This is a genomic window from Alphaproteobacteria bacterium (assembly GCA_020638555.1).
In the GTDB taxonomy this organism is placed as follows: domain Bacteria; phylum Pseudomonadota; class Alphaproteobacteria; order Bin95; family Bin95; genus JACKII01.
In genome coordinates this window covers 403,132-429,702 of the sequence record JACKII010000004.1, presented here as the reverse complement: position 1 = coordinate 429,702, position 26,571 = coordinate 403,132, and the positions used below count along the sequence as shown (strand labels likewise).

General features: G+C 67.9%; 26 protein-coding genes. 19 read left to right on the top strand and 7 right to left on the bottom strand.

Annotated features, from left to right (window positions below):
• Positions 1-17 precede the first annotated feature (17 nt).
• Complete coding sequence (locus tag H6844_15955; protein MCB9930898.1) at positions 18-2,048, top strand: Gfo/Idh/MocA family oxidoreductase; 2,031 nt, start codon at positions 18-20, stop codon at positions 2,046-2,048.
• Positions 2,049-2,072: 24 nt separating this feature from the next.
• Here the strand turns inward: H6844_15955 and H6844_15950 are convergent, their stop codons facing one another.
• From H6844_15950 to H6844_15925, 6 genes are all read right to left on the bottom strand, one after another.
• Positions 2,073-3,356, bottom strand: a complete 1,284-nt coding sequence (locus tag H6844_15950; GenBank protein ID MCB9930897.1) for a TRAP transporter large permease — start codon at positions 3,354-3,356, stop codon at positions 2,073-2,075.
• Between the two features lie 3 nt (positions 3,357-3,359).
• Positions 3,360-3,968 (bottom strand): TRAP transporter small permease, encoded by a 609-nt coding sequence (locus H6844_15945; GenBank protein ID MCB9930896.1) that lies wholly within the window; start codon positions 3,966-3,968, stop codon positions 3,360-3,362.
• A 116-nt stretch (positions 3,969-4,084) separates the two neighbouring features.
• Positions 4,085-5,158 carry a TRAP transporter substrate-binding protein gene (locus tag H6844_15940; GenBank protein ID MCB9930895.1) on the bottom strand — a complete coding sequence of 358 codons (1,074 nt, stop codon included), beginning with the start codon at positions 5,156-5,158 and terminating at the stop codon, positions 4,085-4,087.
• A 107-nt stretch (positions 5,159-5,265) separates the two neighbouring features.
• A complete protein-coding gene (locus H6844_15935) occupies positions 5,266-6,051 on the bottom strand; it encodes a 23S rRNA (adenine(2030)-N(6))-methyltransferase RlmJ (GenBank protein MCB9930894.1) in 786 nt (261 codons plus the stop codon).
• A 19-nt stretch (positions 6,052-6,070) separates the two neighbouring features.
• Complete coding sequence (gene polA / locus H6844_15930) at positions 6,071-8,809, bottom strand: DNA polymerase I (protein ID MCB9930893.1); 2,739 nt, start codon at positions 8,807-8,809, stop codon at positions 6,071-6,073.
• 50 nt (positions 8,810-8,859) lie between these two features.
• Complete coding sequence (locus H6844_15925; GenBank protein ID MCB9930892.1) at positions 8,860-9,033, bottom strand: zinc-finger domain-containing protein; 174 nt, start codon at positions 9,031-9,033, stop codon at positions 8,860-8,862.
• Between the two features lie 31 nt (positions 9,034-9,064).
• On the opposite strand from H6844_15925, the gene H6844_15920 reads away from it, so the two are divergent.
• The 4 genes from H6844_15920 (at position 9,065) to H6844_15905 (ending at position 12,856) form a co-directional block, all read left to right on the top strand.
• Positions 9,065-10,078 (top strand): lysophospholipase, encoded by a 1,014-nt coding sequence (locus H6844_15920; GenBank protein ID MCB9930891.1) that lies wholly within the window; start codon positions 9,065-9,067, stop codon positions 10,076-10,078.
• An 85-nt stretch (positions 10,079-10,163) separates the two neighbouring features.
• The gene (locus H6844_15915; protein MCB9930890.1) at positions 10,164-11,441 is read left to right on the top strand and encodes a four-carbon acid sugar kinase family protein; all 1,278 of its coding nucleotides are present in this window, start codon (positions 10,164-10,166) and stop codon (positions 11,439-11,441) included.
• Entirely contained in the window at positions 11,438-12,073 is a 636-nt protein-coding gene (locus H6844_15910; GenBank protein ID MCB9930889.1) for an aldolase, read from the top strand. Before H6844_15915 ends, H6844_15910 begins: the two co-directional genes overlap by 4 nt.
• A 15-nt stretch (positions 12,074-12,088) precedes the next feature.
• The gene (locus H6844_15905) at positions 12,089-12,856 is read left to right on the top strand and encodes a TIM barrel protein (GenBank protein ID MCB9930888.1); all 768 of its coding nucleotides are present in this window, start codon (positions 12,089-12,091) and stop codon (positions 12,854-12,856) included.
• 23 nt (positions 12,857-12,879) lie between these two features.
• Here the strand turns inward: H6844_15905 and erpA are convergent, their stop codons facing one another.
• The gene (gene erpA, locus H6844_15900; protein ID MCB9930887.1) at positions 12,880-13,230 is read right to left on the bottom strand and encodes an iron-sulfur cluster insertion protein ErpA; all 351 of its coding nucleotides are present in this window, start codon (positions 13,228-13,230) and stop codon (positions 12,880-12,882) included.
• 35 nt (positions 13,231-13,265) lie between these two features.
• On the opposite strand from erpA, the gene H6844_15895 reads away from it, so the two are divergent.
• From H6844_15895 to H6844_15830, 14 genes are all read left to right on the top strand, one after another.
• A complete protein-coding gene (locus tag H6844_15895) occupies positions 13,266-14,549 on the top strand; it encodes a deoxyguanosinetriphosphate triphosphohydrolase (protein MCB9930886.1) in 1,284 nt (427 codons plus the stop codon).
• Positions 14,546-16,297, top strand: a complete 1,752-nt coding sequence (locus tag H6844_15890) for an arginine--tRNA ligase (GenBank protein MCB9930885.1) — start codon at positions 14,546-14,548, stop codon at positions 16,295-16,297. The genes H6844_15895 and H6844_15890 overlap by 4 nt, the downstream gene beginning before the upstream one ends.
• Positions 16,298-17,104, top strand: a complete 807-nt coding sequence (locus H6844_15885) for an SPOR domain-containing protein (protein ID MCB9930884.1) — start codon at positions 16,298-16,300, stop codon at positions 17,102-17,104. It abuts the gene before it with no gap.
• Positions 17,088-18,101: a beta-N-acetylhexosaminidase gene (gene nagZ / locus H6844_15880; GenBank protein ID MCB9930883.1), complete on the top strand. Its 1,014-nt coding sequence runs from the start codon at positions 17,088-17,090 to the stop codon at positions 18,099-18,101. The genes H6844_15885 and nagZ overlap by 17 nt, the downstream gene beginning before the upstream one ends.
• A 10-nt stretch (positions 18,102-18,111) precedes the next feature.
• A complete protein-coding gene (locus tag H6844_15875) occupies positions 18,112-18,795 on the top strand; it encodes a site-2 protease family protein (GenBank protein MCB9930882.1) in 684 nt (227 codons plus the stop codon).
• A 17-nt stretch (positions 18,796-18,812) separates the two neighbouring features.
• Positions 18,813-19,619 carry a segregation/condensation protein A gene (locus H6844_15870; protein MCB9930881.1) on the top strand — a complete coding sequence of 269 codons (807 nt, stop codon included), beginning with the start codon at positions 18,813-18,815 and terminating at the stop codon, positions 19,617-19,619.
• Entirely contained in the window at positions 19,612-20,244 is a 633-nt protein-coding gene (gene scpB / locus H6844_15865) for an SMC-Scp complex subunit ScpB (GenBank protein ID MCB9930880.1), read from the top strand. The genes H6844_15870 and scpB overlap by 8 nt, the downstream gene beginning before the upstream one ends.
• 120 nt (positions 20,245-20,364) lie before the next feature.
• Positions 20,365-21,504 (top strand): ABC transporter ATP-binding protein, encoded by a 1,140-nt coding sequence (locus tag H6844_15860; protein ID MCB9930879.1) that lies wholly within the window; start codon positions 20,365-20,367, stop codon positions 21,502-21,504.
• A 93-nt stretch (positions 21,505-21,597) separates the two neighbouring features.
• On the top strand, positions 21,598-21,819 hold the full coding sequence (locus H6844_15855) for a twin-arginine translocase TatA/TatE family subunit (GenBank protein ID MCB9930878.1): 222 nt from the start codon (positions 21,598-21,600) through the stop codon (positions 21,817-21,819).
• Positions 21,820-21,864: 45 nt separating this feature from the next.
• A complete protein-coding gene (gene tatB / locus H6844_15850; protein ID MCB9930877.1) occupies positions 21,865-22,314 on the top strand; it encodes a twin-arginine translocase subunit TatB in 450 nt (149 codons plus the stop codon).
• A complete protein-coding gene (gene tatC / locus H6844_15845) occupies positions 22,311-23,129 on the top strand; it encodes a twin-arginine translocase subunit TatC (GenBank protein ID MCB9930876.1) in 819 nt (272 codons plus the stop codon). The genes tatB and tatC overlap by 4 nt, the downstream gene beginning before the upstream one ends.
• Before the next feature lie 3 nt (positions 23,130-23,132).
• Complete coding sequence (gene serS, locus H6844_15840; GenBank protein ID MCB9930875.1) at positions 23,133-24,413, top strand: serine--tRNA ligase; 1,281 nt, start codon at positions 23,133-23,135, stop codon at positions 24,411-24,413.
• Complete coding sequence (surE, locus tag H6844_15835; protein MCB9930874.1) at positions 24,410-25,180, top strand: 5'/3'-nucleotidase SurE; 771 nt, start codon at positions 24,410-24,412, stop codon at positions 25,178-25,180. Before serS ends, surE begins: the two co-directional genes overlap by 4 nt.
• A 273-nt stretch (positions 25,181-25,453) precedes the next feature.
• The gene (locus H6844_15830; protein ID MCB9930873.1) at positions 25,454-26,527 is read left to right on the top strand and encodes a peptidoglycan DD-metalloendopeptidase family protein; all 1,074 of its coding nucleotides are present in this window, start codon (positions 25,454-25,456) and stop codon (positions 26,525-26,527) included.
• Positions 26,528-26,571 lie beyond the last annotated feature (44 nt).

Below are 26,571 nucleotides of genomic sequence, written 5' to 3'. Positions count from 1 at the left end.
AACCGGCGCCCGACCGCTTGCTGGTCCGTCTGCACGCGGCCTTGATCGACGCGGCGACTGTGCCGCCGGTCGCCCCGGATGCGGGCGGGTCGGAGGCGGAAAACGGCCGGGTCGAAAGCATCGGCGTGCGCCGGCATTGGGAACGGGCGCTGGGCGTCGATGCGCCGGGACTGTCGCCGCTCCGGCTCGGCGCGGTTGGGGAGGTGGTGCGGGTCGGGGCGAACTGGACCGAACGGTTCGCGCCGGGCGATCGGGTGGTGGGCGCGGTGGCCCACTTTGCCGGCGATCTGGAATGGGCCTCTCTGGATGCGGCGGAGGCGGCCAAAGTGCCCGACAGCCTCTCCGATTCGCACGCGGCCGTGGCGCCGCTGCTGGTTCAGGCGGTGCGGGCGGTGCGCATGTTGCAACCGACTTTTGGCGCATCGGCGGCCGTGGTTGGCCTGGCCGGGATGGGGCTGCTGGCGCTGCAATGCCTGCTGCTGGCCGGTGCCCGGGTGCTGGCGGTCGATTCCGATGCATCGCTGCTGGCGTCGGCGCTGGACCTGGGCGCGGCGACGGTGTGGCAGCCGGCCGGGGAGGGAGACGGCGACGCGGAGATCGGTCGGCCGGCGCCCGAACGGAGCGGCGAGCCGCCCGCGGTGTGCAGCGGCGTCTTGCTGGCTGCGGAACCGGACGATGCGAAAGCGGTGGAACAGGCGATCGCCGCCGCCGCTCCGGACGCGCGGCTGGTGGCGGTGGGGGCCTGTCCGGAGACCGTGCCGTTCGCGGCGTTCATGGCAAAGCGCCTGACCATGGCGGTGGCGGAGGCGCTGTCCGGCGACGACTCGCTGGCGGAGGATTTGCTCCTGGCGCTGTCCCTGTTGGACGAAGGTCGGGTGCGCCTTGCGCCGCTGGCCATGGCGCACACGGTGCTGAGCCAGGTGCCGTCGCTGGCGGAGGCGGCGGACCGGCCGCGCTGGCTGGCGGTAGAGTTCCGCGATGCGGCGTTCGACGCGGCGACGCCCTCGTCCGTGACGACCCTGCATCGCAGCGGCGGCCGGCTGGCGCCCGGTGCCTGCGCCATCGGCGTGATCGGAACGGGGCGGAAGGCGCGGGCGACGGTCTTGCCGCGCCTGCGTGCGCTGAGCGAGGCGACCCTGCACACCGTCCTGGCCGACGCCGGCAGGGGCCATGAGGACCTGCGCCGCCGGTTCGGCTTCGAACGGGTGGTGACGGAGCCGGCGGCGGTGCTGCGGACCAAGGGCGTGAGCCTGGTCTTGCTGCTCGACCGGTATGCCCACGACATCGACCTGATCTGCGCCGCCCTGCTGGCCGGCAAGGTGGTGTTGACCGAGGAGCCGTTCGCCGCCGGGCATCGGGCGTTGGAGCGGGTGTTGCGGGCGCAGATGGAAAGCGCCGGCGTGTTGCAGGTCGGCCTGCACCGGCGCTTTGCCCCCATCGTGCACGACGCCTTGTCCCTGCTCGACGGTCGGGGCGGGCGGCGCCATGTCATCATTCGTGCCAACACCGGCCGGACCATGGCCGATGCGGCCTCATCGCAGGAGGCGGACGCGGGCGACGAGACCGGGGAGGCCGATGAACCGGAGTTTCGCGCGGTGCTGCCGGCCGACCTCGGCCATTTCGTCGATCTGGCCCGGCATCTGGCCGGGGCGCCGATCACCGCGGTCGAGGCAGCCTCGCCGGCGGGCAGCGCGCGGTTCGACGATATTGCCGTTCAGTTGCACTTCGCCGACGGCAGTCTGGCGACCCTGGCCTTCACCCGCTTCGGCGACACGGCCTTCAGTCGCGAAACCGTGGACGTGTTCACGGACGGGCTGATGCTGCGGCTGGATAACAGCCGGGAATTGCTGGTGGTGGAGGGAGAAGACAGCCAGCGCCGGCGCTGCGTGCAGGACCGGGGCCATCGGGCCATGCTGGCCGCCATCGCCGGCGCCATGATCGAGGGCGACGCCCCGCCGATCCCGCTGGATAGCCAAACCAACACGCTGCGGGCCCTGCTGGCCCTGTTGCAGGCGTTGAAGACCGGCCGGCGGATCACGCTCGGGTGATCCGCCGGCGCGGGTATCGGGGCGTCAGTAGAACTGGCCCGGCAGCCAGACCGCCAGTTCCGGGAAGACCAGCAGCAGCACGATCATGCCCAGCATGGCCGCCACGAACGGGGCGGCGCCGATGGCGACGTCGTTGAACTTGCCGCTGCTGCGAATGCCGTGGACCACATAGAGGTTCACGCCGATCGGCGGCGTGATCAGCGCGGTTTCCATCAGCACGGTGATGAGAATGCCGAACCAGACCGGGTCGTAGCCCAGATGGGCGACGATCGGAAAGACGATGGGCACCGTCGTCAGCATCATCGACAGGGTTTCCATGAACATGCCCAGCACCAGATAGAAGGCGATGATGATCAGCATCGTCTCCAGCGGCGTCAGCCCCAGGTCGGCAATGGCCTGGATGATGACCTGGGTCACGCCGATAAAGCCCAGGATGAAGTTCAGGAACACGGCGGCCAGGATGATCAGCATGATCATCGCGGTGGTGCGCATCGTGCCCTCGAACGCCTCCTTCAGCATGGTCAGGTTCAGGGTGCGGGTCCACGCCGCCAGCACGCAGGCGAAGACCACGCCAACCGAGGCCGCCTCGGTCGGGGTGGCGATGCCGGCATAGATCGAGCCGACGACCACCGCGAACAGCAGGATCGGCGGCACCAGGTCCGGCAGGGTGCGCAGGCGCTGGCTCCACGAGGTCTCGATACGGTCGCCGTTCCAGTCGCGTCGCGCCAGGCAGGCGAAGATGATCACGCCCATGAACAGCAGCGCCAGCAACACGCCGGGAATGATGCCCGCCAGATAGAGTTCCGGCACCGAGGTGTCGGTGATCAGGCCGTAAATGATCAGGTTGATCGACGGCGGCACGAGAATGCCGAGCGTTCCGCCGGCGGCGAGCGAGCCCAGGAACAGGCGCTCGTTATAGCCGCGCTTCTCGATCTCCGGATAGGCGACGGTGCCGACCGTCGCCGCGGTTGCAACCGACGAGCCGCTGGAGGCCGCGAAAATCGTGCACGAGCCGATATTGGCGTGCATCAGGCCGCCCGGCAGCCAGGACAGCCACTGCACCACGGCGGCGTACATCTTCTGCGCGATGCCGGCCCGCAGCATGATCTCGCCCAGCAGGATGAACATCGGGACGGCGACCAGGATGAATTCCTTGCTCTTGTCCCAGGTGAATTCGCCGATGGCGAGCGACAGCCGCCCGTCCATGTAGAGATAGTCGAGCGAGAGGCTGAGCACGCCCAGCACCGCGGCCACCGGCACGGCGCCGATGACCAGGACCATCATGATGACAATTGCCCACAGCGCCATAACCTACACCCCCTCCGCGTGGGTTGCGGGGGTGTGCGGCCCGCCCATGCCGTGTGTTTCTTCTTCGATTTCCTCTTCCATGGACCTTACGCCGGCCACGCGCTGGACCTGGTCCAGATCGCCGGTCAGCAGGCCGACCAGGGCATGCAGCGTCACCACCACCAGGGTGGCGACGAACAGGAACAGCCCGGCCACCCAGAACAGTTGCGGGATCCAGAGCGGCACCGCCAGTGTGCTGATCGAGACCGAATTGTTCTCCCACGAGGTGACGAACATCTGCACCGCCTTCTCGGTCAGCAACAGCATGTAGCCGAGCAGCAGGGCGACGCCGACAATGTCCAGCACCGCCTTCACCGGGCGCGGCAGGAAGTTGTAGACCGCGTCGATGCGGACATTGGAGCGGTGCAGCAGGCAATAGGAATAGGCCCAGGTGGTGCCCGCGGCAAAGACGTAACCGGAAATCTCGTCCGATCCGCTCATGGTGATGGAGAAGAATTTGCGCAGGAGCACATCGACCGTCACCATTACCGCGGCTGCCAGCAAGGCGCCGCCGCCGCACCAGACGGCGATACGGGAGATCTGCTCCAAGGCGCCGTGGAGGCGCTGCAACATGGGGCTGCCTTTCACGATCCGAGACAGGTATCGAAAATGAACAAATCGGCCGGGCCGGAGGACGTTGCCGTCTCCATGCCCGGCCGAATCGGTGGCCTGGCCGGCCGGGGCGAGGCTCAGTCGAGCGAAGCCTTGATGCCGACGATCTTGCCGACGGTATCGTTCCATTCGTCGATGCACGTCTGGGTGCCGCAACGCTTGGCCCAGCGCTTCACGACGACGTTCTGGACGATGTCGCGCAGTTCCGCCTTGTCGGCGTCGCTGGGCTCGATCGGCACCATGCCGCCCGGATCGCCAAGCGGGCAGGGGCCGGCGGCGTTGCAGTCCATGCCTTCCTGGTTGGCGATCGCGGTCGCCTTCCACATCTCGTCCTCGAAGGTCGGCATCATCTTATCGAACAGCGCCTGTGCGTCCGGTTTCAGGCTCGCCCAGGTCTTGTTGTTCATGGCCAGATAGGAGTTGGTGAAGCCGACGCGCACGCGGATATTGTGGGTGACGACCTGATACCATTTGGCGTTATAGGCCGGCAGCGTGCCGGTGATGCCGCAGTCGGCAACGCCCTTTTGCAGGGCCGGCACCACCTCGGCAAAGGCGATGGTCACGGCGCTTGCGCCCAGGCCCTCGATGAAATCGCCGAGGGTGGTGGAATAGGTGCGGATCTTCTTGCCCTTCAGATCCTTCAGCGACACGTTGGTGATCGACTTGTCGCCCAGATTGCACCAGAGCTGCTGCGACGGCCAAGCATAGATCATCATCAGCTTGGCGTTGTACTTGTCGTTCAACTCACGCGTGAGGACGTTGCGATAGGCGTCGCTGACCTTGCGGTAGGTGTCGATGTCCTGGACGATGCCGGCCAGATCCATGCCTTCCATGGCCGGGCTGTCCTGGCTGGTATAGGCGGCGAGGCCGTGCACGGCGTCATAGACGCCCAGCTTCAGGAGGCGCATGACCTCGAAGCCGGAAAGACCCAGTTCGGTGTAGGGTTTGGCGTTGGCGGTCAATGCACCGCCGGAGGCTTCCGGCAGGTCCTTGTTCCAGAACCGGCTTTCCCTTTCTTTCCAGTGGGAAAGGTTGCCCCAGGTGCCAACCACCTTGAATTCGCGCTTGCCATAGTCGGCGGCGCTGGCGGCGTTGGCGGTCAGCGCCAGTCCGAGGACCGTTGCCGCCGCGATCAGCGATTTCTTGATCATTCGTCACTCCCTATTCTGACATATACCTGTACGCCACCATACAGTGACAACGCAGGGTGGCCGGATCATAGGGAAGCGAGGCGGCGGCGGCTAGCCCAAAGGGTTGCTTACCCGCCCCCAGATTGGACGAAAGTCCCAGGCGACAGGACGCTGGCAGCGATGCCCCAGGCAACGACACCGCTGCCATAGAGGCCGCGGCCGGCATCGGGCGTGCTCCAGACCGTCTCGTGCACGCTCAGGTCCGGTTGCTGCGCCTTGAGGCTCTGGACCATGCCGGCATGCCGGTCGGCCGGCAGCATCGGATACCAGACCAGCCCGGCAGAGTGCGGCCAGCGCAGGCGCAGGCGGCGCACGAACCCGGGCAGTTCGTCGTACTCGTCCTTGATCTCGTAGCTGGGGTCGATCATCACCAGGCCGCGGCGCGGCGCCGGCGGCTTCGGCGGCAGCCGCAGCGGCAGGCCGGCGAGCCCGTTGGCGTGGAACACGCGCACCCGGCGGTCGCCCTCGAACACGCGGGCCAGGATGGCGTGCTCGCGCGGATGCAACTCCCAGAGCCAGAGCGCATCGGTGCGCCGCAACAGGGTGGCCGCCAGCGCCGGCGAGCCGGGATAGAGGCGGTTGCTGCCGCCCTGGAACCGGCGGAGCGCGGCAAGGAAGGGCTCGTCCCTGGCGATGCGCCGCTCGCGCAGCAGTGTGTCGATGCCGGCGGCGGCCTCGCCCGTCTTGCGGGCTTCCGGCGCATCCAGGTTGTAGCGGCCGCGGCCCGCATGGGTTTCGGCATAGAGCAGCGGGGCCGGGTCGCGCATCAGGTGGGCCAGCGCGCGGGCCAGCAGGATGTGCTTGTGCACGTCGGCCAGGCTGCCGGCGTGGTACATGTGCTGGTAGGACAGCATGGGGCGGGATCCGGTGGGCTTAGTGGGCCGCGGCCCAGGTCTTGGCGACACCCGCCTCCACCACCAGCGGCACCGAGAGACTGGCGGCGGTCTGCATGGTCTCCAGCACCACGTCCTTGGTCTGGTTGACCTCGGCTTCCGGTACCTCGAACAGCAGTTCATCGTGGACTTGCAGCAGCATTTTCGCGCCCAGGCCCGCCTCCGCGAGCGCGTCGGGCAGGCGGATCATGGCGCGCTTGATGATGTCCGCGGCGGAGCCCTGCAACGGCGCGTTGATCGCCACCCGCTCCTGGAACGAGCGGCGGGCGGGGTTCTTGTCCTTGATGCCGGGGGTGTGGCATTTGCGGCCGAAAATCGTCGTCACATAGCCGTGCTCGCCCGCGAATGCCTTGGCCTTGGTCATGTAGTCGCGAATGCCGGGATAGCGCTGGAAATAGGCGTCGATGAACGCCTTGGCCTCGCCCTGGGGCACGCGGATATTGCGGGCGAGCCCGAAGGCGGAAATGCCGTAGATGATGCCGAAATTGATCGCCTTGGCCTTGCGTCGCTCGGCCGGGTCCATGCCTTCCAGCGGGATGCCGAACACCTCTGACGCGGTGACCGCGTGGATGTCGAGGCCGTCGAGGAAGGCCTGCCGCAGCGATTCGATCCGGCCGACATGGGCCAGCAGGCGCAGTTCGATCTGGCTGTAGTCGGCGCTCATCAGCACGGTGCCGGGGGCGGCGATGAAGGTCTCGCGGATCTTGCGGCCTTCCTCGGTTCGGACCGGGATGTTTTGCAGGTTCGGGTCGCTGGACGACAGCCGGCCCGTGTTCACCACGGTCTGCGCCAGCGAGGTGTGGATGCGGCCGGTCTCCGGGTTGATCTGCTCGACCAGCGCGTCGGTATAGGTGGATTTCAGCTTCGAGAGCTGGCGCCAGTCCAGCACCCGGGCCGGCAGGTCGTGGCCCTGGGCGGCCAGGTCCTCCAGCACGTCGGCGCCGGTGGCCCAGGCGCCGGACTTGCCGGTCTTCTTGCCGCCGGGCAGGCTCATCTCGTCGAACAGGATTTCGCCCAACTGCTTCGGCGAGCCGATGGTGAAGTTGCGCCCGGCGAGTGTGTGGATTTCGCCCTCCAGCACCTGCAGCCGGTCGGCGAAGTCGGCGGACAGCGCCTTCAGGCCGTCGCGGTCCACCAGCACGCCGGCGGCTTCCATGTCGGCCAGCACGGGCACCAGCGGCCGGTCGAGTTCCTCGTAGACCCGAACCATGTGCTCCTGCGGCAGCCGCGGCTTCAGCTTCCGCCAGAGCTTCAGCGTGACGTCGGCGTCCTCCGCCGCATAGGCCAGTGCCTGGTCCAGCGGCACGCGGTCGAAGGTGATGGCGTCCTTGCCCTTGCCGCAGACCTCCTCGTACTTGATCGTCTTGAGGCCCAGGAACAGTTCGGCCAGCTCGTCCATGCCGTGGCCATGCTGGCCGCCGTCGAGCACGTAGGACAGCACCATGGTATCGTCGGCGGTTGCGATGCTGAGGCCGTGCCGGGCCAGCACCTCCATGTCGTACTTGATGTTCTGGCCGATCTTCAGCACCGAGGCGTCGAGCAGGATGTCCTTGAGCGCGGCGACCGCTTCGGCCAGCGGCAGGTTGGGCACGCTGTCGCCGCCGTCCAGTTCCAGCTCGCCGGCGGCGCCGTTGCGGTGGGCGATGGGGATGTAGCAGGCCTTGCCAGGCTCCACCGCCAGCGAGATGCCGACCAGATCGGCCCGGAGCGCGTCCAGCGAGTTGGTCTCGGTGTCGATGGCCAGCACGCCCGCCTCCCACGCCGCCGCGACCCAGCGGTCGAGCGCCTCGCGGCTGGTCACCAGCTCATAGTCGGTTTCGGCGGGGGCCGCGTCTTCCGGCGTGGTGCGGAGATTGCCATCGGCCGCCAGATTGGCCTCGACGCGCGCGGTGAGGGACTTGAATGACTGCGCCTCCAGGAACGCCAGCAGCGTGTCCGCATCCGGTTGTTTCACCGTGAAGCTTTCCAGCGGTTCCGGCACCGGCGCATCCTGGGCGAGGCGCACCAGTTGCTGCGAGACGCGGGCCTGGTCGGCGAATTCGATCAGGTTTTCGCGGCGCTTTTTCTGCTTAATGCCGTCGGCCTGCGCCAGCAGCGTTTCCAGGTCGCCGTATTCCAGAATCAGTTGCGAGGCGGTCTTGACGCCGATGCCCGGGACGCCCGGCACGTTGTCGGTCGAATCGCCGGCCAGCGCCTGCACGTCCACCACCTTGTCCGGCGGCACGCCGAACTTCGCCTCCACCGCCGCGTAGCTGAGCGTTTGCAGCTTCATCGGGTCCAGCATCGAGATGCGGTCGTCGATCAACTGCATCAGGTCCTTGTCGGACGAGACGATGGTGACCTCGGCCCCCTTGGCCGCCGCCTGCTTGGCATAGGTGGCGATCAGGTCGTCGGCCTCGTAGCCGTCCAGCTCGATGCAGGGCAGGTTGAAGGCGCGGACCGCATCGCGGATCAGGGCAAATTGCGGGATCAACTCTTCCGGCGGGGGCGGCCGGTGCGCCTTGTAGTCCGGATAGATCGCGGTGCGGAAGGTCTTGCGGCTGGTGTCGAACACGACGGCGATATGGTCGGCGTCGGTATCCTCCAGCAGCTTCATCAGCATGGAGCAGAAGCCGTAGACCGCGTTGACGGGCGTGCCGTCCTTGCGGGCCATCGGCGGCAGCGCGTGGAAGGCGCGGAAGATGAAGCCGGAGCCATCGACGAGGAACACGTGCTGCATGGGGTTTCGCTCCTGTGGCGGGCGCGGCGATGGCGGGCGAGCGGTCGGCTCTAGTGGTGTTCGGCCTCGGCGCCTTCCTTCAGCACGAAGCGGCGGCTGCAATACGGGCACTCGACCTCGCCCTTGACCAAGTGCAGAAATACCCGGGGATGCCCCAGCGGCCCCTTGCCGCCGTCGCAGGCAACGGTAGTTTCTTCCACTTCGATCGTCTCAACCGGTTCCATGAATGCGCCATCCTCTGATGTCTGTCGCCGAATGCGGGTAGGCCCTTTTCTTAAAGCAGCCGCGCGCGGGATGCTATGGGGTCTGCTGCTGTTCGGGCTGGCTGCGTGTCAGCCCTTCGTCGTGCCGCCGGGCCAAACCTCCGCCGTGCCGCGCCTGGAGGCCAAGGCGTATGTGGCGGATGACGGCGCCCGCCTGCCCCTGCGCACCTGGGAGCCGGCCGGCAAGCCGAAGGCGGTGGTGCTGGCGCTGCACGGTTTCGGCGACTATTCGAACGCGTTCGAGGCCGCCGGCCGGCAGCTGGCGAGGAAGGGGATTCGCACCGTCGCCTATGACCAGCGCGGCTTCGGCCGGGCGCCGGGCTATGGCCGGTGGCACGGGCTGGACCGATTGACCCAGGATGCGGCGGACGCGGTCCGGCTGCTGGCCCGGCGGTCTGCGCCGGCTCCGGTCTATGTGCTGGGCCACAGCATGGGGGGTGCCATTGCCATGTCCATGGCCGCGGACCATCCGGACTTGCCGCTGGCGGGGCTGGCCCTGGTGGCACCGGCGGTGTGGGGGCGGCGCGCCATGCCGGCGGTGCAAGAGGGCGCGCTCTGGCTCAGCGCCCACACCATTCCCTGGTATCCTGTCAGCGGCCAGGGGCTGCACGTGGTTCCGTCCGACAATTTGGAGATGTTGCGCCGGCTCGCCCGCGACCCGTTGGTGATGAAGCAATACCGGGTCGATCTGGTCTGGGGCCTGGTGAACGCGATGGATGCGGCGGTCTATGCGGCGGACAAATTGCGGGTGCCGGCCCTGTTCCTCTATGGCCTGAAGGACGAGTTGGTGCCGGTGGTGCCGACCCGGCGCACCCTGCTGATGGTGCCGGCGGCGGAGCGGCGCGTTGCCCTGTATCCGAACGGCTATCACATGCTGTTGCGCGATCTGAACGGTGCGGAGGCCGTTGCCGACCTGGCCGCCTGGTTCCTACATCCATCGGCCCCATTGCCCTCCGGCGCAGACCGCGGTGGAATGCAGGAACTGCTGGCAGCGGATCCGCGGTAGCCGACAGACGCGCAAGCAACAACGACGCGCAAGAACAACAACATGAACCGGCGGAACTGCCCGTCCGGCCGGTGGAGGAAAACCGATGGTCCTATGGCTTGGCTGCATCGCCGACGACTTCACCGGCGCGACGGACATGGCGTCCATGCTCGTCAAGGGCGGGCTGCGCACCGTTCAGACCATCGGCCTGCCGCCGGGCGGTTTCGACAATATCGCGGCCGACGCGGTGGTGGTGGCGCTCAAATCCCGCTCGATCCCGGCCGAGGATGCGGTGGCGGAATCGCTGGAGGTGCTGGGCGAGCTGCGGCAGACCACGGCCCGGCGATTTTTCTTCAAATACTGCTCCACCTTCGATTCGACGTCCGGCGGCAATATCGGCCCGGTGGCGGAGGCGTTGGAACAGGAATTGCGGGCCGACTGGGTGCCGTTCTGCCCGGCGCTGCCGGTGAACGGCCGCACGGTGTTCAACGGGCATCTGTTCGTCGGCGACCGGCTGCTGAACGAAAGCGGCATGGAGAACCACCCGCTGAACCCGATGACGGACGCGGACCTGCGCCGGGTGCTGGCGGCGCAGTCGAACACCACGCCCGGCCTGGTGCCGGCCAAAGCGGTGCGGGCCGGGGCGGAGGCGGTGCGGCGCGTGATCGTCGAACACCGGCGCCAGGACGTGCATTTCGCCATTGTCGATTGCGTCGACGACGCCGACCTGGACGTGCTGGGCGAGGCGTTCAAGGACCTGATCCTGGTCACCGGCGGCAGCGGCCTCGGCGTCGGCCTTGCCCGCGCCTGGGTGCGCGAGCGCCGGGTGGAGGAGCATGACGATCCGGCCGCACTGGAGCCGCGCCACGGCGCCACCGCGATCCTGTCCGGCTCGTGCAGCCGCGCGACGCTCGGCCAGATCAAGGCGTTCGAGGCGCAGGGCGGCGACGTGCTCCGGCTCGACCCGGTCGAACTGGCCAAGGGGCCGGGCGCTCTGGCCGAGGCGGCGCAATGGGCCGGGGCCAGCCTAGGCCGCCGCCCCATCGCCATCGTCGCCTCGGACACGCCGGAGGGCGTGCAGGCGACCCAGTCGATCCTGGGGGTGGAGGCGGCGGGCCGGGTGGTGGAACAGGCATTCGCCCAACTGGCGCCGGCGCTGGTCGCCAACGGCGTCAGCAAGCTGGTGGTGGCCGGCGGCGAGACCGCGGGCGCGGTGGTGGGGGCGCTGGGCGTGGACGCCATGGCCATCGGCCCGGAAATCGACCCCGGCGTGCCCTGGACCCAGGTGGTGCAGGGCGACTGCGAAGGGCTCTGCCTGGCGTTGAAGTCCGGGAATTTCGGCGCCGAGGACTTTTTCACCAAGGCGTTCGAGGTGCTGGGATGAGCACGGAAGCCCGCCTGCGCGAGCGCATGGCCGAACACGGCAAGGCGCTGTTCGACCGCGGCCTGACCTTCGGCAGCGCCGGCAATATCAGCGTGCGGCTCGACGACGGCTGGCTGCTGACGCCGACCAATTCCTGCCTCGGGCGACTCGATCCGGGGCGGATCGCCAAGCTGGACGACCAGGGCCGGCTGCTGTCGGGCGAGCCGCCCTCGAAAGAGGCGTTCATGCACCGCGCCGTCTATGAGGAACGGGCCGGCGCGCAGGCGGTGGTGCATCTGCACTCGACCCATTCTGTGGCGGTTTCATGCCTGGCCGGCATCGACCCGCAGAACGTGCTGCCGCCGCTGACGGCCTACTACGTGATGAAGGTCGGCCGGCTGCCGCTGGTGCCGTATTTTCGTCCGGGCGACCCGGCGCTGGGCGAGGCGATCCGCGACCACATCGCCAGGACACCCGCGGTGCTGTTGGCCAATCACGGGCCCGTGGTGGCGGGCAAGTCGCTGGACGACGCGATTTATGCCACCGAGGAATTGGAGGAGACCGCCAAGCTGTTCCTCCTGCTGCACAACCACCGCACCCGTCCGCTCACGCCCGAGCAGATCGAGGATTTGCGGGCCCATTTTCCGAGCTAGGGAGGCTCCGACCCCATGCCGAAACTTGCCGCCAACCTCTCGATGATGTTCACGGAGTGGGACTTTCTCGACCGGTTCCAGGCCGCCGCCGACCACGGTTTCCGGGGCGTGGAGTTTCTCTCGCCCTTCGAGCACTCGCCCGAGGCGGTCGCCAAGGCGCGGGAGGCGGCAGGGGTCGAGACGGTGCTGTTCAACCTGCCCTTCATCCCGGAAGAACGCGGGTTCGCCGCCCTGCCGCACCGCAAGGCCGAATTCCGCGACGCCCTGGCCAAGGCGCTGGAGTATGCCGACGCGCTGGGGTGCTCGCGCCTGCACGCCATGACCGGCATCGCGCCGGATGATGCGGACGAGGCTGCCCTGGCCGACACCTTTGCCGAGAATCTGGCCTATGCGGCCGCGGAGGCGGCACCGAAGGGCGTCGCCATCTGCATCGAGCCGATCAACAGCCGCGACATTCCCGGCTATTACCTGAATTATGTCGAGGATGCCGCCGCGGTCATCGCCCGCGTCGGCGCGCCGAACCTGAAATTGCAGTTCGACATTTATCACCGCCAGATCATGTCCGGCGACGTAATGATGAGCCTCGCCACGCACCTGCCCCTGATCGGCCATGTGCAGACCGCCAGCGTGCCGGATCGCAACGAGCCGACGACGGGCGAACTCGACGATGCGCGCGTGCTGCTCTATCTGGACGAACTGGGCTATGCCGGCTGGGTCGGCTGCGAATACCGACCCAAGGCAGGCACGGTCGAGGGGCTGGTCTGGCGCAACGCCCTCAGCTGACCGTAGGCGCGCGGTCTCCCGCCTCAGATCGCGAACGAACTGCCGCAGCCGCAGGACGCGGTGGCGTTCGGATTCCTCACCACGAAGGCCGCGCCGGCTAGGTCTTCCACATAGTCGACCTCGCTGCCGGCCAGCAGGTCGAGCGAGACCTCGTCAACCACCAGCGGCACGCCGTGGTGTTCGAACACATGGTCGTCCTCGGCCGTTTCGCTGGTAAAGTCGAAGCCGTATTGAAAGCCGCTGCATCCGCCGCCGGAGACGGATAGGCGCAGCATCAGCGAGGTATCGCCTTCCAACCGGCGCAAATACGCCACACGCTCGGCCGCCGCTTGGGTCAGGCCGACGGAGGGCATCTCGATCAGGGCATCCGGCATCGCGACTCTCCCGAAAAAGGGCCAGAAGCGCGGACATGCCTCGGCGTCCGCGGGTTGCAAATCATTCTCATATATTTAGAACGCCTGCAACCGTCGTCAAATGCTGGCATTGTGCTGGCATTGGAAATCGCCTTTGCGGAGGCTGCGTGCCTGCCATCTATGCCAGTGATCCCGCGCAATCGCGCGGCCGGTTGCATCCGGAAGCGGATGCGGTCAACCGGTCGCCGTTCCAGCGCGACCGCGACCGCATCATCCACTCGAACGCCTTCCGCCGGCTGAAGCACAAGACCCAGGTCTTCGTCTATCACGAAGGCGACTATTACCGCACCCGCCTGACGCACTCGATCGAGGTGGCGCAGATCGCCCGCACCACCTGCCGCTCGCTGGGCCTGAACGAGGATCTGGCCGAGGCGCTGGCGCTGGCGCACGACCTGGGTCACACGCCGTTCGGCCATGCGGGGGAGGAGGCGCTGGGGGCGAAGTTGGAAAGCGCCGGCGGCTTCGACCACAACGCCCAGACGCTGCGGATCCTGACGGCGCTGGAACGGCGCTATGCGGAATTCGACGGCCTCAATCTGGCCTGGGAGACGCTGGAGGGCGTGGTCAAGCACAACGGCCCGCTGATCGGCCCGCACGCGGCGAAGCCCAAGCCCTTGCCCTATGGCATCGCCGACTACGATGCCGTGCATCCGCTGGAACTGGACGGCTTTCCCAGCGCGGAAGCGCAGATTGCCTCGCTGGCGGACGACATCGCCTACAACAACCACGATTTCGACGACGGCCTGCGCGCCGGCCTGTTCGACCTGGACGAGGTGGCGGACCTGCCGCTGATCGGCGACCTGCTGGCGGAGGTGCGGGCGAAATACCCGAAGCTGGACCGCCAGCGCTCGATCTACGAGACCATCCGCCGGATGATCGGCGCCATGGTCTATGACCTGACCGACGAGACCCGGCGCCGGCTGGACGCGGCCGCACCGGCGAGTGCGGCGGCGGTCAGGGGGCTGGGGCGGCCGGTGGCGGCGTTCTCCGAAGGCATGGCGCGCGATCTGGACGCCTTGCGCGATTTCCTGATGAACCGCATGTATCGGCACTACAAAGTGAACCGCATGACGGTGAAGGCCAAGCGGGTGGTGAGCGACCTCTTCGACGAGTTCGCGCACGAGCCGCAAATCCTGCCGCCGGAATGGTTCGCGGCAACCGATGGCCCTGGCGGCTTGCGGACGCAGCGGGTGGTTGGCGATTATATCGCCGGCATGACCGACCGTTTCGCCCTGCGGGAACACCAGCGCCTGTTCGACAACGATGATAGCCAATTATGAATGTCTTCAATCACTTTCTGAACCTGGTTCAAGCACAACTGCATGCCTGGGTTGCCGATGGCAGCCTGCCCCAGGGGCTTCCCATCGACCGGGTGACGGTGGAGCCGCCGCGCGATCCCGCGCACGGCGACCTTGCCACCAACGCCGCCATGGTGCTGGCCAAGGGTGCGGGCCTGAAGCCGCGCGACCTGGCCGAGCGGCTGGCGACGGCCCTGGCCGAGAACGGGCATGTGACCGCGGCGGAGGTGGCCGGCCCCGGCTTCCTCAACCTGCGCCTCAACCCCGGCTTCTGGCAGGCTCGGATCGGTGACATTCTTGAAGCCGGGACTGAGTATGGAAACAGTGGTTTAGGCGAAAATATTAAGGTTAATGTCGAATATGTCTCGGCCAACCCGACCGGGCCGATGCATATCGGCCATGCCCGCGGTGCGGTGGTGGGCGATGCGCTGGCGCGGCTGCTGGCCAAGGCGGGCTATGACGTCGCCAAGGAATACTATGTCAACGACGCGGGCGCGCAGGTGGACGTGCTTGCCCGCTCGGCCTTCCTCCGCTACCGCGAGGCGCTGGGCGAGGATATCGGCGAGATTCCGGCAGGCCTCTATCCCGGCGACTACCTGGTGCCGGTGGGCCAGGCCCTGGTCGCCGGCTATGGCGAATCGCTGAAGGACATGGGCGAGGCGGAATGGCTGCCGCTGGTGCGCAAGGCCGCCATCGCCGCGATGATGAAGCTGATCCGCAGCGACCTCGCCGCGCTGGGCGTCGAGCACGATGTGTTTTCGTCCGAGCGCGACCTGGTCGAGGCCGGCGCGGTCGACCATGCTTTCGCCGCGCTGGAGGCTGCCGGCCTGATCTATGTCGGCGTGCTGGAGCCGCCCAAGGGCAAGTTGCCGGATGACTGGGAAGAACGGCCGCAAACTCTTTTCAAGGCAACGGAATTCGGCGATGACGTCGACCGGCCGATGAAGAAGTCCGACGGCTCCTGGACCTATTTCGCCAGCGACGTCGCCTATCACCAGGACAAGGTTGCCCGCGGCTTCACCCAGTTGATCGACGTCTGGGGTGCCGACCATGGCGGCTATGTCAAGCGCGTCGCCGCCAGCGTCAAGGCGCTGTCGGGCGGCAAGGCGGAACTGGACGTGAAGCTCTGCCAGCTGGTGCGGCTGATGCGCGACGGCGAGCAGGTGCGCATGTCCAAGCGCTCCGGCGACTTCGTCACGCTGCGCGAACTGGTGGACGAGGTCGGGCGCGACGTGGTGCGCTTCATCATGCTAACCCGCAAGAACGACGCGCCGTTAGACTTTGATCTGGCGAAGGTTTTGGAAGAGAGCCGGGAGAACCCGGTCTTTTATGTCCAGTATGCCCATGCCCGCGCCCACTCGGTGCTGCGCCATGCCACCGACATGTTCGGCGAGGCGGCTCTGACCAGCGAGGCGTTGGCGACGGCAGACCTCGCCCATCTGGCCGACGAGGACGAACTCGGCCTGATCCGGGTGCTGGCCAACTGGCCCAGAATCGTCGAGCAGGCGGCGATTGCGCATGAACCGCACCGAATCGCGTTCTATCTTGCCGACGTGGCCGCGGCGTTTCACGCCCTCTGGAACAAGGGGCGGGACGATGCGACGTTGCGCTTCATCCAGGAGGATGCCCCGGCCCAGACCATGGCGCGCCTCGCCATGGTCAAGGCCCTGGCGACGGTGGTGGCGTCGGGCCTGTCCGTCATGGGTGTGGAGCCCAAGGAGAGCATGTGAGTGCTGTTTCGCCGCGAACCGCCCGTGCGCAACGACGATCCCGAGCATGAAGCCCAGAGCGCAGGCCCGCTGCGCCGCTGGTTCCGCTGGCTGGTGCTGGGCTTTGCCGCCCTGCTGCTGGCAACGCTCGCCGTCTGGGTGCTGACCGGCCCGCCGCCGGGTCCGCCGCCGGTCATCACGGGGCCGGACCTGCCGGATCGCCGCGCACCCGGCGACCAGTCCGGTCTGGTGCCGAACCAGGACCAGCCGATCTATGACCAGGTGACGCCCGGCGCCGAGGCGGGCCGCGGTCAGGACCTTTTGGCCCAGACCGAACGGCCCATGGCCCAGGCCGACGTGGAGGCACGGGCGAAGATGCAGGACCAGGCCCGCTCCGGCGGCGCTGAGCCGGCTCCGCCGGAAAGGTCTGCACCGGTCGAAAAGCCGGCCGCTTCGGGGGAGGCGACGAAAACCGAACCGCCGTCCACGGCGGCCGCGCCGGCCAGGGCTCCGACTCCGCCCACTGCGCCCCCGCCCACCGCGCCCGTGAGCGTTCCCGCGGCCGCGCCTCCCGCCGGCCAGCAATACCGCGTGCAGATCGCCTCGGTGCGCACCGAGGCGGAGGCGGAGGCCGAGTGGAAGCGGGTGAGCGGGCTCTACCCGGAGTTTCTCGGCCGGCTGAAGCCGACCTATGAGCGGTTCGAAACCCAGAACAGCGGCGTGTATTACCGGGTGCAGGGCGGTCCGTTGGTGGATAAAACGCTGGCCGAATTGCTGTGCTCGCAACTGACCTCCCGAAAGGTACCCTGCCTTGTCATCTCGCCCTAGCGCCTGCCTGTTCGGCCTGAGCGGCCCGGTGCCGACGGCGGCCGAGTGTGCGTTTTTCCGCGAGGTGCAGCCGCTGGGCTTCATTCTGTTCGCCCGCAATGTCGAAGCGCCCGCCCAGGTGCGGGCCTTGGTGGCCGCGTTGCGCGAGGCGGTCGACCGGGCCGATGCGGCGGTGCTGATCGACCAGGAGGGCGGGCGCGTCGCGCGCCTGCGCCCGCCGCACTGGCACGCGCTGCCGGCGGCGGCGCGGGTCGGCGCCCTGCCGGAAGCCGCGGCGGACGAGGCGGCCTGGCTCACCGGCCGGCTGATCGCGCACGATTGCGCCGGGCTCGGCATCGACGTCGCCTGCGCGCCGGTGCTGGACGTGCTGGCGCCCGATGTGGCGACCGAGGTGATCGGAGACCGCGCCTATGCGGCGGCGCCGGCGCCGGTCGCGCGGCTCGGCCGCAAGATGGCCGAGGGGCTGTTGGCCGGCGGCGTGCTGCCTGTCGCCAAGCACATTCCGGGTCACGGGCGGGCGCAGGTCGACAGCCACCACGCGCTGCCGACGGTCGCGGCCTCCCTGGCCGAGCTGGATGCGGTGGATTTCGCGCCGTTCCGGGCGTTGAACGACCTGCCGCTCGCCATGACCGCACACATCGACTATGCGGCCCTCGACCCCGGCGTGCCCGCGACCCTGTCCGCCAAGGTGATCGACGAGGTGGTGCGCGGCCGGATCGGCTTTGACGGGTTTCTGCTCTCCGACGACCTGTCGATGGCGGCGCTGGGCGGAACCTTCCGGGAGCGGGCGGCACGGTCGCTCGCCGCCGGCTGTGATGCGGTGCTGCACTGCAATGGCGATGCGGCGGAGATGCGGGCCGTGGCCGCTGCGGTCGGGCCTCTGAGCGACGCGGCGGCGGCCCGATGGAGCCGGATCGTCCGGCCCGCAGCGCAGCCCTTCGATGCGGTCGACGGGGCAGGGCGCCTCGCGGCGCTGCTGGCCGAACCGGCAGTCTGAAAGCGAGACCATGGATCAACTTGGCCACACGATCTACCAGTTTTCGATCTGGGCCCTGCCGGTGCTGATCGCCATTACCTTCCACGAGGCCGCCCATGGCTGGGCCGCGTGGAAGCTGGGGGACGACACGGCCTATCGCCTGGGGCGGGTGACCTTCAACCCGATCCGCCATGTCGACCCGATGGGAACGCTGATCATTCCGGGTCTGTTGCTGATTTTCGGCTCGCCCTTCCTGTTCGGCTATGCCAAGCCGGTGCCGGTCGCCTTCCACCGCCTGCGCCATCCGCGGTGGGACATGGTGTGGGTGGCGGCGGCGGGGCCGGGCATCAACATCCTGCTGGCCTGCGCCTCGGCCGCGCTGTTCAACTTTGTCGGGTTTCTGCCGCTCTCGGCCCAGAACTGGGCCGCTTTGGTGCTGGAAAAGTCGATCATCATCAACCTGATCCTGGCGACCTTCAATCTGATCCCGATCCCGCCACTGGACGGCGGCCGGATTGCCGTCGGTTTGCTGCCGCGCTCGCTGGCGATGCCGCTGGCGCGGATCGAGCCGGTCGGGTTTTTCATCGTCCTGGGGCTGATTTTCATCCTGCCCATGTTCGGACGAGAGCTGGGGCTGGACCTCAACTTTGTCTGGCACGCGATCCAGTACGTGGTCGGGACCTTGTTCTGGCTGATCACGACCATTTTCACCTGATTCCGAGGAGGTCGCGGTTGGAGACGGAGCCCAGCAGCCAGGAACGCCGGACGCCGGACGCGGAATGGACGGTCGATCTGGCCGGCTATGAAGGGCCGATCGACCTGCTGCTGGCGCTGGCCCGCGATCGCAAGATCGATCTGGCGGTGCTCTCCATTTCGGCGCTGGCGGACCAGTATCTGGCCTTTATCGCGGAGGCCAAGGCCGCGCGCCTGGAGATCGCGGCCGAGTATCTGGTGATGGCCGCCTGGCTCGCCTATCTGAAATCGCGCCTGCTGCTGCCCCGCGACGAGCCCTCGCCGGACGGCCAGAGCGCCACGGAACTGGCGGAGGCGCTGGCCGAGCAGATGCGGCGGCTGGAGGCAATGCAGCAGGCCGCCAAACGCCTGTTCGCCCTGCCGCGCCGGGGCCGCGACTGGCACGGCCGCGGTGGGGCGGAGGGGCTGCCGACGCGCATGCAAAAGGAATGGGTGGCGGACCTGCCGACGCTGCTGCGCAGCTATGGCGCGGTGGCGGCGCGGCGGACGCCGCCGCCGGTGCTGTCCATCGACCCCGGCCTTTTGACCTCGGTCGAGGCCGCGCTCGCCCGGCTGGAACGTCTGGTCGGCCAGGTGCCGAGCTGGGGCGAGCTGCGCAGCTTCCTGCCGCGGGGCCTGCGCCCCGGCATTCAGAGCCGCTCGGCCCTGGCCTCGTCCTTCGTGGCCAGTCTGGAACTGGCCAAGGCGGGGCAGGTGCGGTTGCGCCAGGACGAGACCTATGGCCCGCTCTATCTCTCCCGCCGCCGCGATGGCGCCGGGCCACCGGAGGAGCCGGGCGATGGATGACCTGCTGGAAGCGACGCGCCTGGTCGAAGCCCTGTTGTTTGCCGCCGAGGCCCCCGTCGCCGAGGCCGAAATCGCCCGGCGGCTGCCGCCCGACGTCAAGGTCTCGGCGGTGATCGAGCGGCTGCAACTGGACTATGCCGGTCGCGGCGTCGAGCCGGTGCAGTTGGGCGGCAAATGGGCGTTTCGCACCGCGCCGGACCTGGCTCCGGCCCTGGAACTCACCCGGCGCGAGGAGCGACGGCTGACGCGGGCCATGGAGGAAACGCTGGCGATCATCGCCTACCACCAGCCGATCACACGCCCCGAAATCGAGGCGATCCGCGGCGTTTCCGTCGGCAGCACCACCATGGACGCGCTGCTGGACACCGGCTGGATCAAGCCGGGGCCGCGCAAGGACGTGCCGGGGCGGCCGCTGACCTGGCTCACCGCGCCGGCCTTCCTGGAGGCGTTCGGGCTCGCGAGCCTGAAGGACCTGCCCGGCCTGGACGAGTTGCGCGCCGCGGGCCTGTTCGATCCCGCCCCCTTGCTGGATCTTCCGCGTTCCGGGGCAGGGGAACCGCCGGCCGAGCCCCCCGCCGCCGCGGAGCCGGAGCGGCCGATTGCCGACGACGATCCCATGGCGTAACCTGCGGCGTTTGCGGCCTTGCCGTTGCGAATGATTTGCATTACGTAGTTAGACGAAGGATGTAACCGGTGGGCGGTCGATAACCGTCCGCAGCCCGGCCGCAGGGAGAGCGCGTCCAGCATGGTCTATCTTGGCGAAGAACTTGGGCAAGAAACCGGGTGGAAGGCCCGCCAGGCGCGCGGCATTGCCGTCGATCTGTGCGACATCCATCTCGCCTATCCCAGTGCCAGGGTGGAAAGCCGTGCCGGCGTGCACGGCATCAGCCTGTCGGTTGCCGAAGGCGAGGTGTTGGCCCTGCTCGGCCCGTCCGGCTGTGGCAAGACCACGACGCTGCGCTTGATCGCCGGTCTGGAAACGCCGGACAGCGGCACTGTGGCGCTGCATGGCGCCGTGGTGAGCGGCGGTCGGAAATTCCTGCCGGCCGAACAACGCCGCATCGGCTTCATGTTCCAGGATTTTGCCCTGTTCCCGCATCTGACGGTTGCGGAGAATGTGGGCTTCGGCCTGAAGCGCCTGCGCAACGGCGCGCGGCGCGACCGGGTCATGGCCATGTTGGCCGAGGTCGGCCTGACCGAGAAGGCGGATGCCTATCCGGACGAACTGTCCGGCGGGCAGAAACAGCGCGTGGCATTGGCGCGCGCGCTGGCGCCGGAGCCGAGCGTCATCCTGCTGGACGAGCCCTTCTCCGGGCTGGACGCCAGCCTGCGGCAGAGCCTGCGGTGCGAGACGGTGCGGGTGCTGAAGCGCACCGGCACCACGGCCATCATGGTCACCCACGATGCGGAGGAAGCCATGTTCATGGCCGACCGCATCGCGCTGCTGAACGACGGCGTGATCGAGCAGGTGGGGACGCCCGGCGAACTCTACCAGCATCCGCGCACTCCGTTCGTCGCCGGATTCTTCGGCGAGGTGAACCGGTTCGAGGCGGTGGTGCAGCAAGGCTCGTGCTGGACGCCGGCCGGCCTCGTGGAAACGCCGAATCTGGCCTGCGGTACCGCGGTCGAGGTGCTGGTGCGGCCGGATCGGCTGCACGTGGCGCTGGGCCCGGCGGGCTGCGGCCGTTGCAATGGCGGTATCGTCGCCCTGAAGCGGCCACTGGGTCGGTCGACCCTGTATCAGCTTGATGTCGATGGCTTTCCTGCGCCTTTGACCGCCCGCGCCGGCGAAGCGGACGCGCTGGCGGAAGGTGACCAAGTGCATGTGTCCATTCCCGAAGGCGCCGCGCTCGTGTTTCCGCGCGGGGCGTCGAACCGCGTCTAAAGGGCCGCGGCCCGACACATTGCCCAGGCGGTTGCTTTCTGCGATAAACCGCAGCGGACGAAACGCCGTTCTCAAGCGTGAAGGAGCGATCCCATGGGGGTCAGCATTTGGCAAATCCTGATTGTCGTTCTGATCATCGCCGTCTTGTTCGGCGCCGGTCGGATCCCGCGCCTGATGGGCGACGTGGCCAAGGGAATCAAAAGCTTCAAGGCCGGGATGAAGGACGATGACGAGGATACGGCTCACCTGAACAAGCCTGCCGGCCAGGTGGAACAGAAAGGTTCGTCCCAGCAGAAGGACCCGGCGCAGAGCTAACGGCTCCACGCCGCCCGCGTCGGTTGCGAAGGGCTGTCAGAAGCGATGCTGGATGTCGGCTGGACCGAGCTGTTTTTGGTCGCCATAGTCGCCTTGATCGTCATCGGGCCGAAGGATCTGCCCGCCGCCTTGCACACGTTCGGCAAATATGTCGGCTACGTGCGCAGGATGGTGCGCCAGTTCCAGGATAGCATCGACGATATCGCCCGCGAGGAAGAGTTGCGCGAGTTGCAGAAGACCGTGAACGACGCGACCAGTACCAAGTCCATCGACCGGTTTCTGAACAGCGATGTCGACGACGCCGGCAAGGCGGCAAAGTCGTCTGAGGTGCCCGCGTCTGAGGTGGCGGCGGACAGCGACGCCAACACCATGGAACCGCCGAACCGGATCGAGCCGCCGACCGGGGATTCGCCCACGGGCGCGGCGGGGGTCGCAACGGACGCTCCGGCGGAAGCGGAGCCGCTGCCGAAATCCAACCCGACGGCCTCGTCATGAGCGCCCGTCCCAGCCGCGAGGAAGAAGAGGCGCAGCAGGAAGCCACCCGCGCGCCGTTGATCGACCACCTCATCGAACTGCGCCAGCGCCTGATGTATTCGCTGGTGGCGCTGCTGTTGTGCTTCCTGGTCTGCTACTATTTCGCCGAGGATATCTTCGCCTTTCTGGTGCAACCCCTGGCGGACCAGTTTCAGGGCCAGACCGGCCGGCGCATGATCTATACCGGCCTGACCGAGACCTTTTTCACCTATATTAAGGTCTCGTTCTTCGCCGCCCTGTTCATCTCGTTCCCGATTATCGCGAGCCAGTTGTACAAGTTTGCGGCGCCCGGCCTCTATTCGAACGAGCGCGGCGCCTTTCTGCCCTATCTGGTCGCCACCCCGGTGCTGTTCTTCATGGGCGGCGCCATGGTGTATTTCTTCATCTTTCCGCTGGCCTGGCACTTTTTCCTGTCGTTCGAGACGACGGGCGTGGCGGGCGGGCTGCCGATCCAGTTGGAAGCCAAGGTCGGCGAATATCTCAGCCTCGTCATGAAGCTGATTTTCGCGTTCGGCCTGTTCTTCCAGATGCCGGTGGCGCTCACCCTGCTGGCACGCGTCGGGCTGGTGAGTGCGGACACGCTGGCGCGCAAGCGCAAATACGCCGTGGTGATCCTGTTCCTGCTGGCGGCTGTGCTGACGCCGCCCGACGTCATCAGCCAGATCGGCCTCGCGATACCGGGGCTGATACTCTACGAGATTTCGATTTACATGGCCCGCGTGGTCGAGCGCAAACGCGCCGAGCGCGAGGCCGCCTATGACGACGAGGACGAATAGCCGATGTTAGACCTGCGCTGGATCCGCGCCGAGCCGGAAGCCCTGGACCGGGCGCTTGCCCGGCGCGGCGCCGAGCCCGTGGCGCGGCAAATCCTGGCGCTCGACGAACGCCGCCGTGGCGCGCAGACCGCCTTTCAGGAGGTGCAGTCGCGCCGCAAGGACCTGTCCAAGCTGATCGGCAAGGCCAAGGGCAAGGGCGAGGATGCCTCGGACCTGATGGCCGAGGTCGAGGGCCTGAAGGACAAGGCCGGCGCGGCCGAGGCGGACGAGAAAGCCGCGGCGGAAGCGATCGACGCGCTGCTCTCCACCCTGCCGAACGTGCTGGCCGACGATGTGCCGGACGGGCCGGACGAGAGCGCCAATGTCGAACTGCGCCGGGTCGGCGAGCCGCCGCAGTTCGATTTCGAGCCCAAGGACCATGTCGCCATCGGCGAGGGCCTGGGCGGGCTGAATTTCGAAGGCGCGGCCAAGCTTTCCGGCGCCCGCTTCGTGGTGATGCAGGGCACGGTTGCGCGCCTGCACCGGGCGCTGGCCCAGTTCATGCTCGACCTGCAAACGCAAGAGCACGGCTATACCGAGACCAATCCGCCGGTGCTGGTGCGCGACGCGGCACTCTATGGCACCGGCCAGTTGCCGAAATTCGCCGAGGACAGCTTCCAGACCACCGACGGCTACTGGCTGACGGCCACGTCCGAAATCACCATGACCAACCTGGTGGCGGGCGAGATTCTGGCGGAGGCCGACCTGCCGATCCGGCGCACGGCGCACACGCTCTGTTTCCGCTCCGAGGCCGGCTCGGCCGGGCGCGACACCCGCGGCATGATCCGCCAGCACCAGTTCGAGAAGGTCGAACTGGTCTCGATCACCACGCCCGACCTGTCCGAAGCCGAGCACGAGCGCATGACCGGCTGCGCGGAAGAGGTGCTGAAGCGCCTGGGCCTTGCTTATCGCGTGGTCGTGCTGTGTGCCGGCGATACGGGCTTCGGCGCGCGCAAGACCTATGACATCGAGGTCTGGCTGCCGGGCCAGGACACCTATCGCGAGATCAGCTCCTGCTCCAACTGCGGCGACTTCCAGGCCCGGCGGATGAACGCCCGCTTCAAGCCGGCCGAGGGCAAGGGCAACGTGTTCTGCCACACTTTGAATGGCTCCGGCCTGGCGGTGGGGCGCACCCTGGTCGCGGTGCTGGAAAATTATCAGCAGGCGGATGGCTCTGTCATCGTTCCAGAGGTATTGCGGCCCTATATGGGCGGCATAGATCGGATCGACGGAGACCGCCCATGATCGACCTCGCCCAGGCCCGCGTGCTGCTGACCAACGACGACGGCATCGAAGCCCCCGGCATCGCGCTGCTGGAAAAGCTGGTGGCGCCGCTGGTGAAGGAACTCTGGGTCGTGGCGCCGCGCTACGAGCAGAGCGCCACCAGCCACGCGCTCACCATTCACTCGCCCTTGCGGGTGCACGACATGGGCGAGCGGCGCAAGGCGGTGGCGGGCACGCCCACCGACGCCGTGCTGCTGGCACTGCGCCATGTCATGCCGCAGGCGCCGGACCTGGTGATTTCCGGCATCAACCGGGGCGGGAATATCGGTGGCGACGTGCTCTATTCCGGCACGGTGGGGGCAGCGATGGAAGCGGCGCTCTGCGGTGTCCGCTCGATTGCCTTTTCCCTGAACAAGACGCCGCTCGGCCCGGCCCGCTGGCAGACCGCCGAGGCGCATTTGCTGCCGGTGCTGCGTCAGGTGCTGACGGCGGACTGGCGGCGCGACGTGATCGTCAATGTCAATTTTCCGGATATCGAGCCGGATGCGGTGCAGGGCGTCAAGCTGGTGCCGCAAGGCCGGCGCAAGCCGGGCGGCCGGCTGCAGGAGGGCATCGACCCGCGCGGCAATCCCTATATCTGGGTCTCCACCGAGCGCGAGCAGGCCTTCCACACCGCCGGCAGCGACGAGCAGTTGATCGAGGAAGGCTGGATCACGGTGACGCCGTTGACCGCAGACCTCACCTGCCGCGAGACCATGGGGGCGCTGGAGGATCTCTGGCCGGCATGATCGGCTACCGGACTATCGCTCCCCCCCGAATCGCGATAAGGGAACCTTCTGAGGTCATTTGTGGAACAGTGTCCCCGAAAGGCGGCTGATTCGATGCTGAGGCTGAGCGGTGTTGGTTTGGCGCTGAGCGCGCTTTTGGTTGTCGCCGGATGCGGCGGCATCCGCGTGGCGCCGAAATACCAAACCGGCGCAACCGCCGCGACGGCGGCTCCGACATGCAATCGGGACCAGGCGGGTCCGGGACAGGTTGTCGTCTGTAGCGGCGATACCCTGATGGAGATTGCCCGGGTCAAGAATGTGACCGTCGCCAACCTGATGGCGGTGAACGGCCTGAGGGACGACCGCATCCAGGCCGGGTCGGTTCTGCGCGTGCCGAATGAGTATGTCTATGTCGTCCAGCCGGGGGATACCTTGCGGCAGGTCAGCCGGCAGACCGGCGTTTCGACCGCCGATCTGATCGCCGCGAACGCCCTGACCAACCCCGACCGTCTGTTGCCGGAAACGCGCCTCGCCATTCCCCGCGCGGGAAGCCAGATGGCGGCGTTGCCGCCCGGTTCCACGGTCGCGGCGCCCCGCCCCGTGGTGACGGCACCGGGCGCGACCGCGGGGGCCAGCACCGAAATGGCGCCGCAACGCCTGCCACAAGTCGGGACTGGCACGCCGCCGGCAACGCCCTCTGTCACCATCGGCAGGCCAAAGCCCGCGACGACGGTTGCACCGTCCGCACCGACAGTGGCCACCGCACCGGTGGCACCGGCCGCTCCGGTGGCACCGGCCGCTCCGGCGGCACCCGTGGCACCGGCCGTTCCGGCCGCGCCCAGGGCAGGGGAGGTGGCGCAGGCGCCGGCCCCGGCAATGACGACCGGCCCGCAGCCGCGACAGCGGCCGGCGGAACCGGTGACCCGGTCCGCGCCGGCGGCGAAACCGGCCATGCCGGCATCGAAGCCCGCCGCCAAGCGGGCGGTGGCCACCAATCCCGGCTTTATCCTGCCGGTGGAGGGCCGCATCCTGTCGGACTTCGGCCCGAAGTCGGGTGGCCTGCACAATGACGGCATCAACATCGCCGCGCCCCGCGGCACCGCCATCCACGCGACGGCGGATGGCGCCGTTGCCTATGCCGGAGACGGCCTGCCGGGCTTCGGCAACCTGATCCTGATCAAGCATGCGGACGGTTGGACCAGCGCCTATGCCCATGCCTCGACCATGGCGGTCAAGCGCGGGGATACCGTGCACCAGGGGCAGACCATCGGCACGGTGGGCGACACCGGCTCGGTCTCCGAACCGCAGCTCCATTTCGAACTGCGCCAGCACGACCGCGCGGTCGACCCCAAGACCCTGGTGCGCTGAGGCGTCGGTGCGCTGAGGCGTCCGGACGAGGGCGCCCCCGGTCA

What these genes read in the sequence shown, in the direction of transcription:
- serS (MCB9930875.1), top strand. Translation starts at nt 23,133, where the DNA reads ATGTTAGACCTGCGCTGGATCCGCGCCGAGCCGGAAGCCCTGGACCGG.
- H6844_15935 (MCB9930894.1), bottom strand. Translation starts at nt 6,051, where the DNA reads ATGCTGTCCTACCAGCACATGTACCACGCCGGCAGCCTGGCCGACGTG.
- surE (MCB9930874.1), top strand. Translation starts at nt 24,410, where the DNA reads ATGATCGACCTCGCCCAGGCCCGCGTGCTGCTGACCAACGACGACGGC.
- H6844_15860 (MCB9930879.1), top strand. Translation starts at nt 20,365, where the DNA reads ATGGTCTATCTTGGCGAAGAACTTGGGCAAGAAACCGGGTGGAAGGCC.
- H6844_15940 (MCB9930895.1), bottom strand. Translation starts at nt 5,158, where the DNA reads ATGATCAAGAAATCGCTGATCGCGGCGGCAACGGTCCTCGGACTGGCG.
- H6844_15920 (MCB9930891.1), top strand. Translation starts at nt 9,065, where the DNA reads ATGCGGGTAGGCCCTTTTCTTAAAGCAGCCGCGCGCGGGATGCTATGG.
- H6844_15945 (MCB9930896.1), bottom strand. Translation starts at nt 3,968, where the DNA reads ATGTTGCAGCGCCTCCACGGCGCCTTGGAGCAGATCTCCCGTATCGCC.
- H6844_15830 (MCB9930873.1), top strand. Translation starts at nt 25,454, where the DNA reads ATGGAGATTGCCCGGGTCAAGAATGTGACCGTCGCCAACCTGATGGCG.
- H6844_15910 (MCB9930889.1), top strand. Translation starts at nt 11,438, where the DNA reads ATGAGCACGGAAGCCCGCCTGCGCGAGCGCATGGCCGAACACGGCAAG.
- tatC (MCB9930876.1), top strand. Translation starts at nt 22,311, where the DNA reads ATGAGCGCCCGTCCCAGCCGCGAGGAAGAAGAGGCGCAGCAGGAAGCC.
- H6844_15925 (MCB9930892.1), bottom strand. Translation starts at nt 9,033, where the DNA reads ATGGAACCGGTTGAGACGATCGAAGTGGAAGAAACTACCGTTGCCTGC.
- H6844_15905 (MCB9930888.1), top strand. Translation starts at nt 12,089, where the DNA reads ATGCCGAAACTTGCCGCCAACCTCTCGATGATGTTCACGGAGTGGGAC.
- scpB (MCB9930880.1), top strand. Translation starts at nt 19,612, where the DNA reads ATGGATGACCTGCTGGAAGCGACGCGCCTGGTCGAAGCCCTGTTGTTT.
- H6844_15890 (MCB9930885.1), top strand. Translation starts at nt 14,546, where the DNA reads ATGAATGTCTTCAATCACTTTCTGAACCTGGTTCAAGCACAACTGCAT.
- H6844_15915 (MCB9930890.1), top strand. Translation starts at nt 10,164, where the DNA reads ATGGTCCTATGGCTTGGCTGCATCGCCGACGACTTCACCGGCGCGACG.
- H6844_15875 (MCB9930882.1), top strand. Translation starts at nt 18,112, where the DNA reads ATGGATCAACTTGGCCACACGATCTACCAGTTTTCGATCTGGGCCCTG.
- erpA (MCB9930887.1), bottom strand. Translation starts at nt 13,230, where the DNA reads ATGCCGGATGCCCTGATCGAGATGCCCTCCGTCGGCCTGACCCAAGCG.
- tatB (MCB9930877.1), top strand. Translation starts at nt 21,865, where the DNA reads ATGCTGGATGTCGGCTGGACCGAGCTGTTTTTGGTCGCCATAGTCGCC.
- H6844_15950 (MCB9930897.1), bottom strand. Translation starts at nt 3,356, where the DNA reads ATGGCGCTGTGGGCAATTGTCATCATGATGGTCCTGGTCATCGGCGCC.
- H6844_15895 (MCB9930886.1), top strand. Translation starts at nt 13,266, where the DNA reads ATGCCTCGGCGTCCGCGGGTTGCAAATCATTCTCATATATTTAGAACG.
- polA (MCB9930893.1), bottom strand. Translation starts at nt 8,809, where the DNA reads ATGCAGCACGTGTTCCTCGTCGATGGCTCCGGCTTCATCTTCCGCGCC.
- H6844_15855 (MCB9930878.1), top strand. Translation starts at nt 21,598, where the DNA reads ATGGGGGTCAGCATTTGGCAAATCCTGATTGTCGTTCTGATCATCGCC.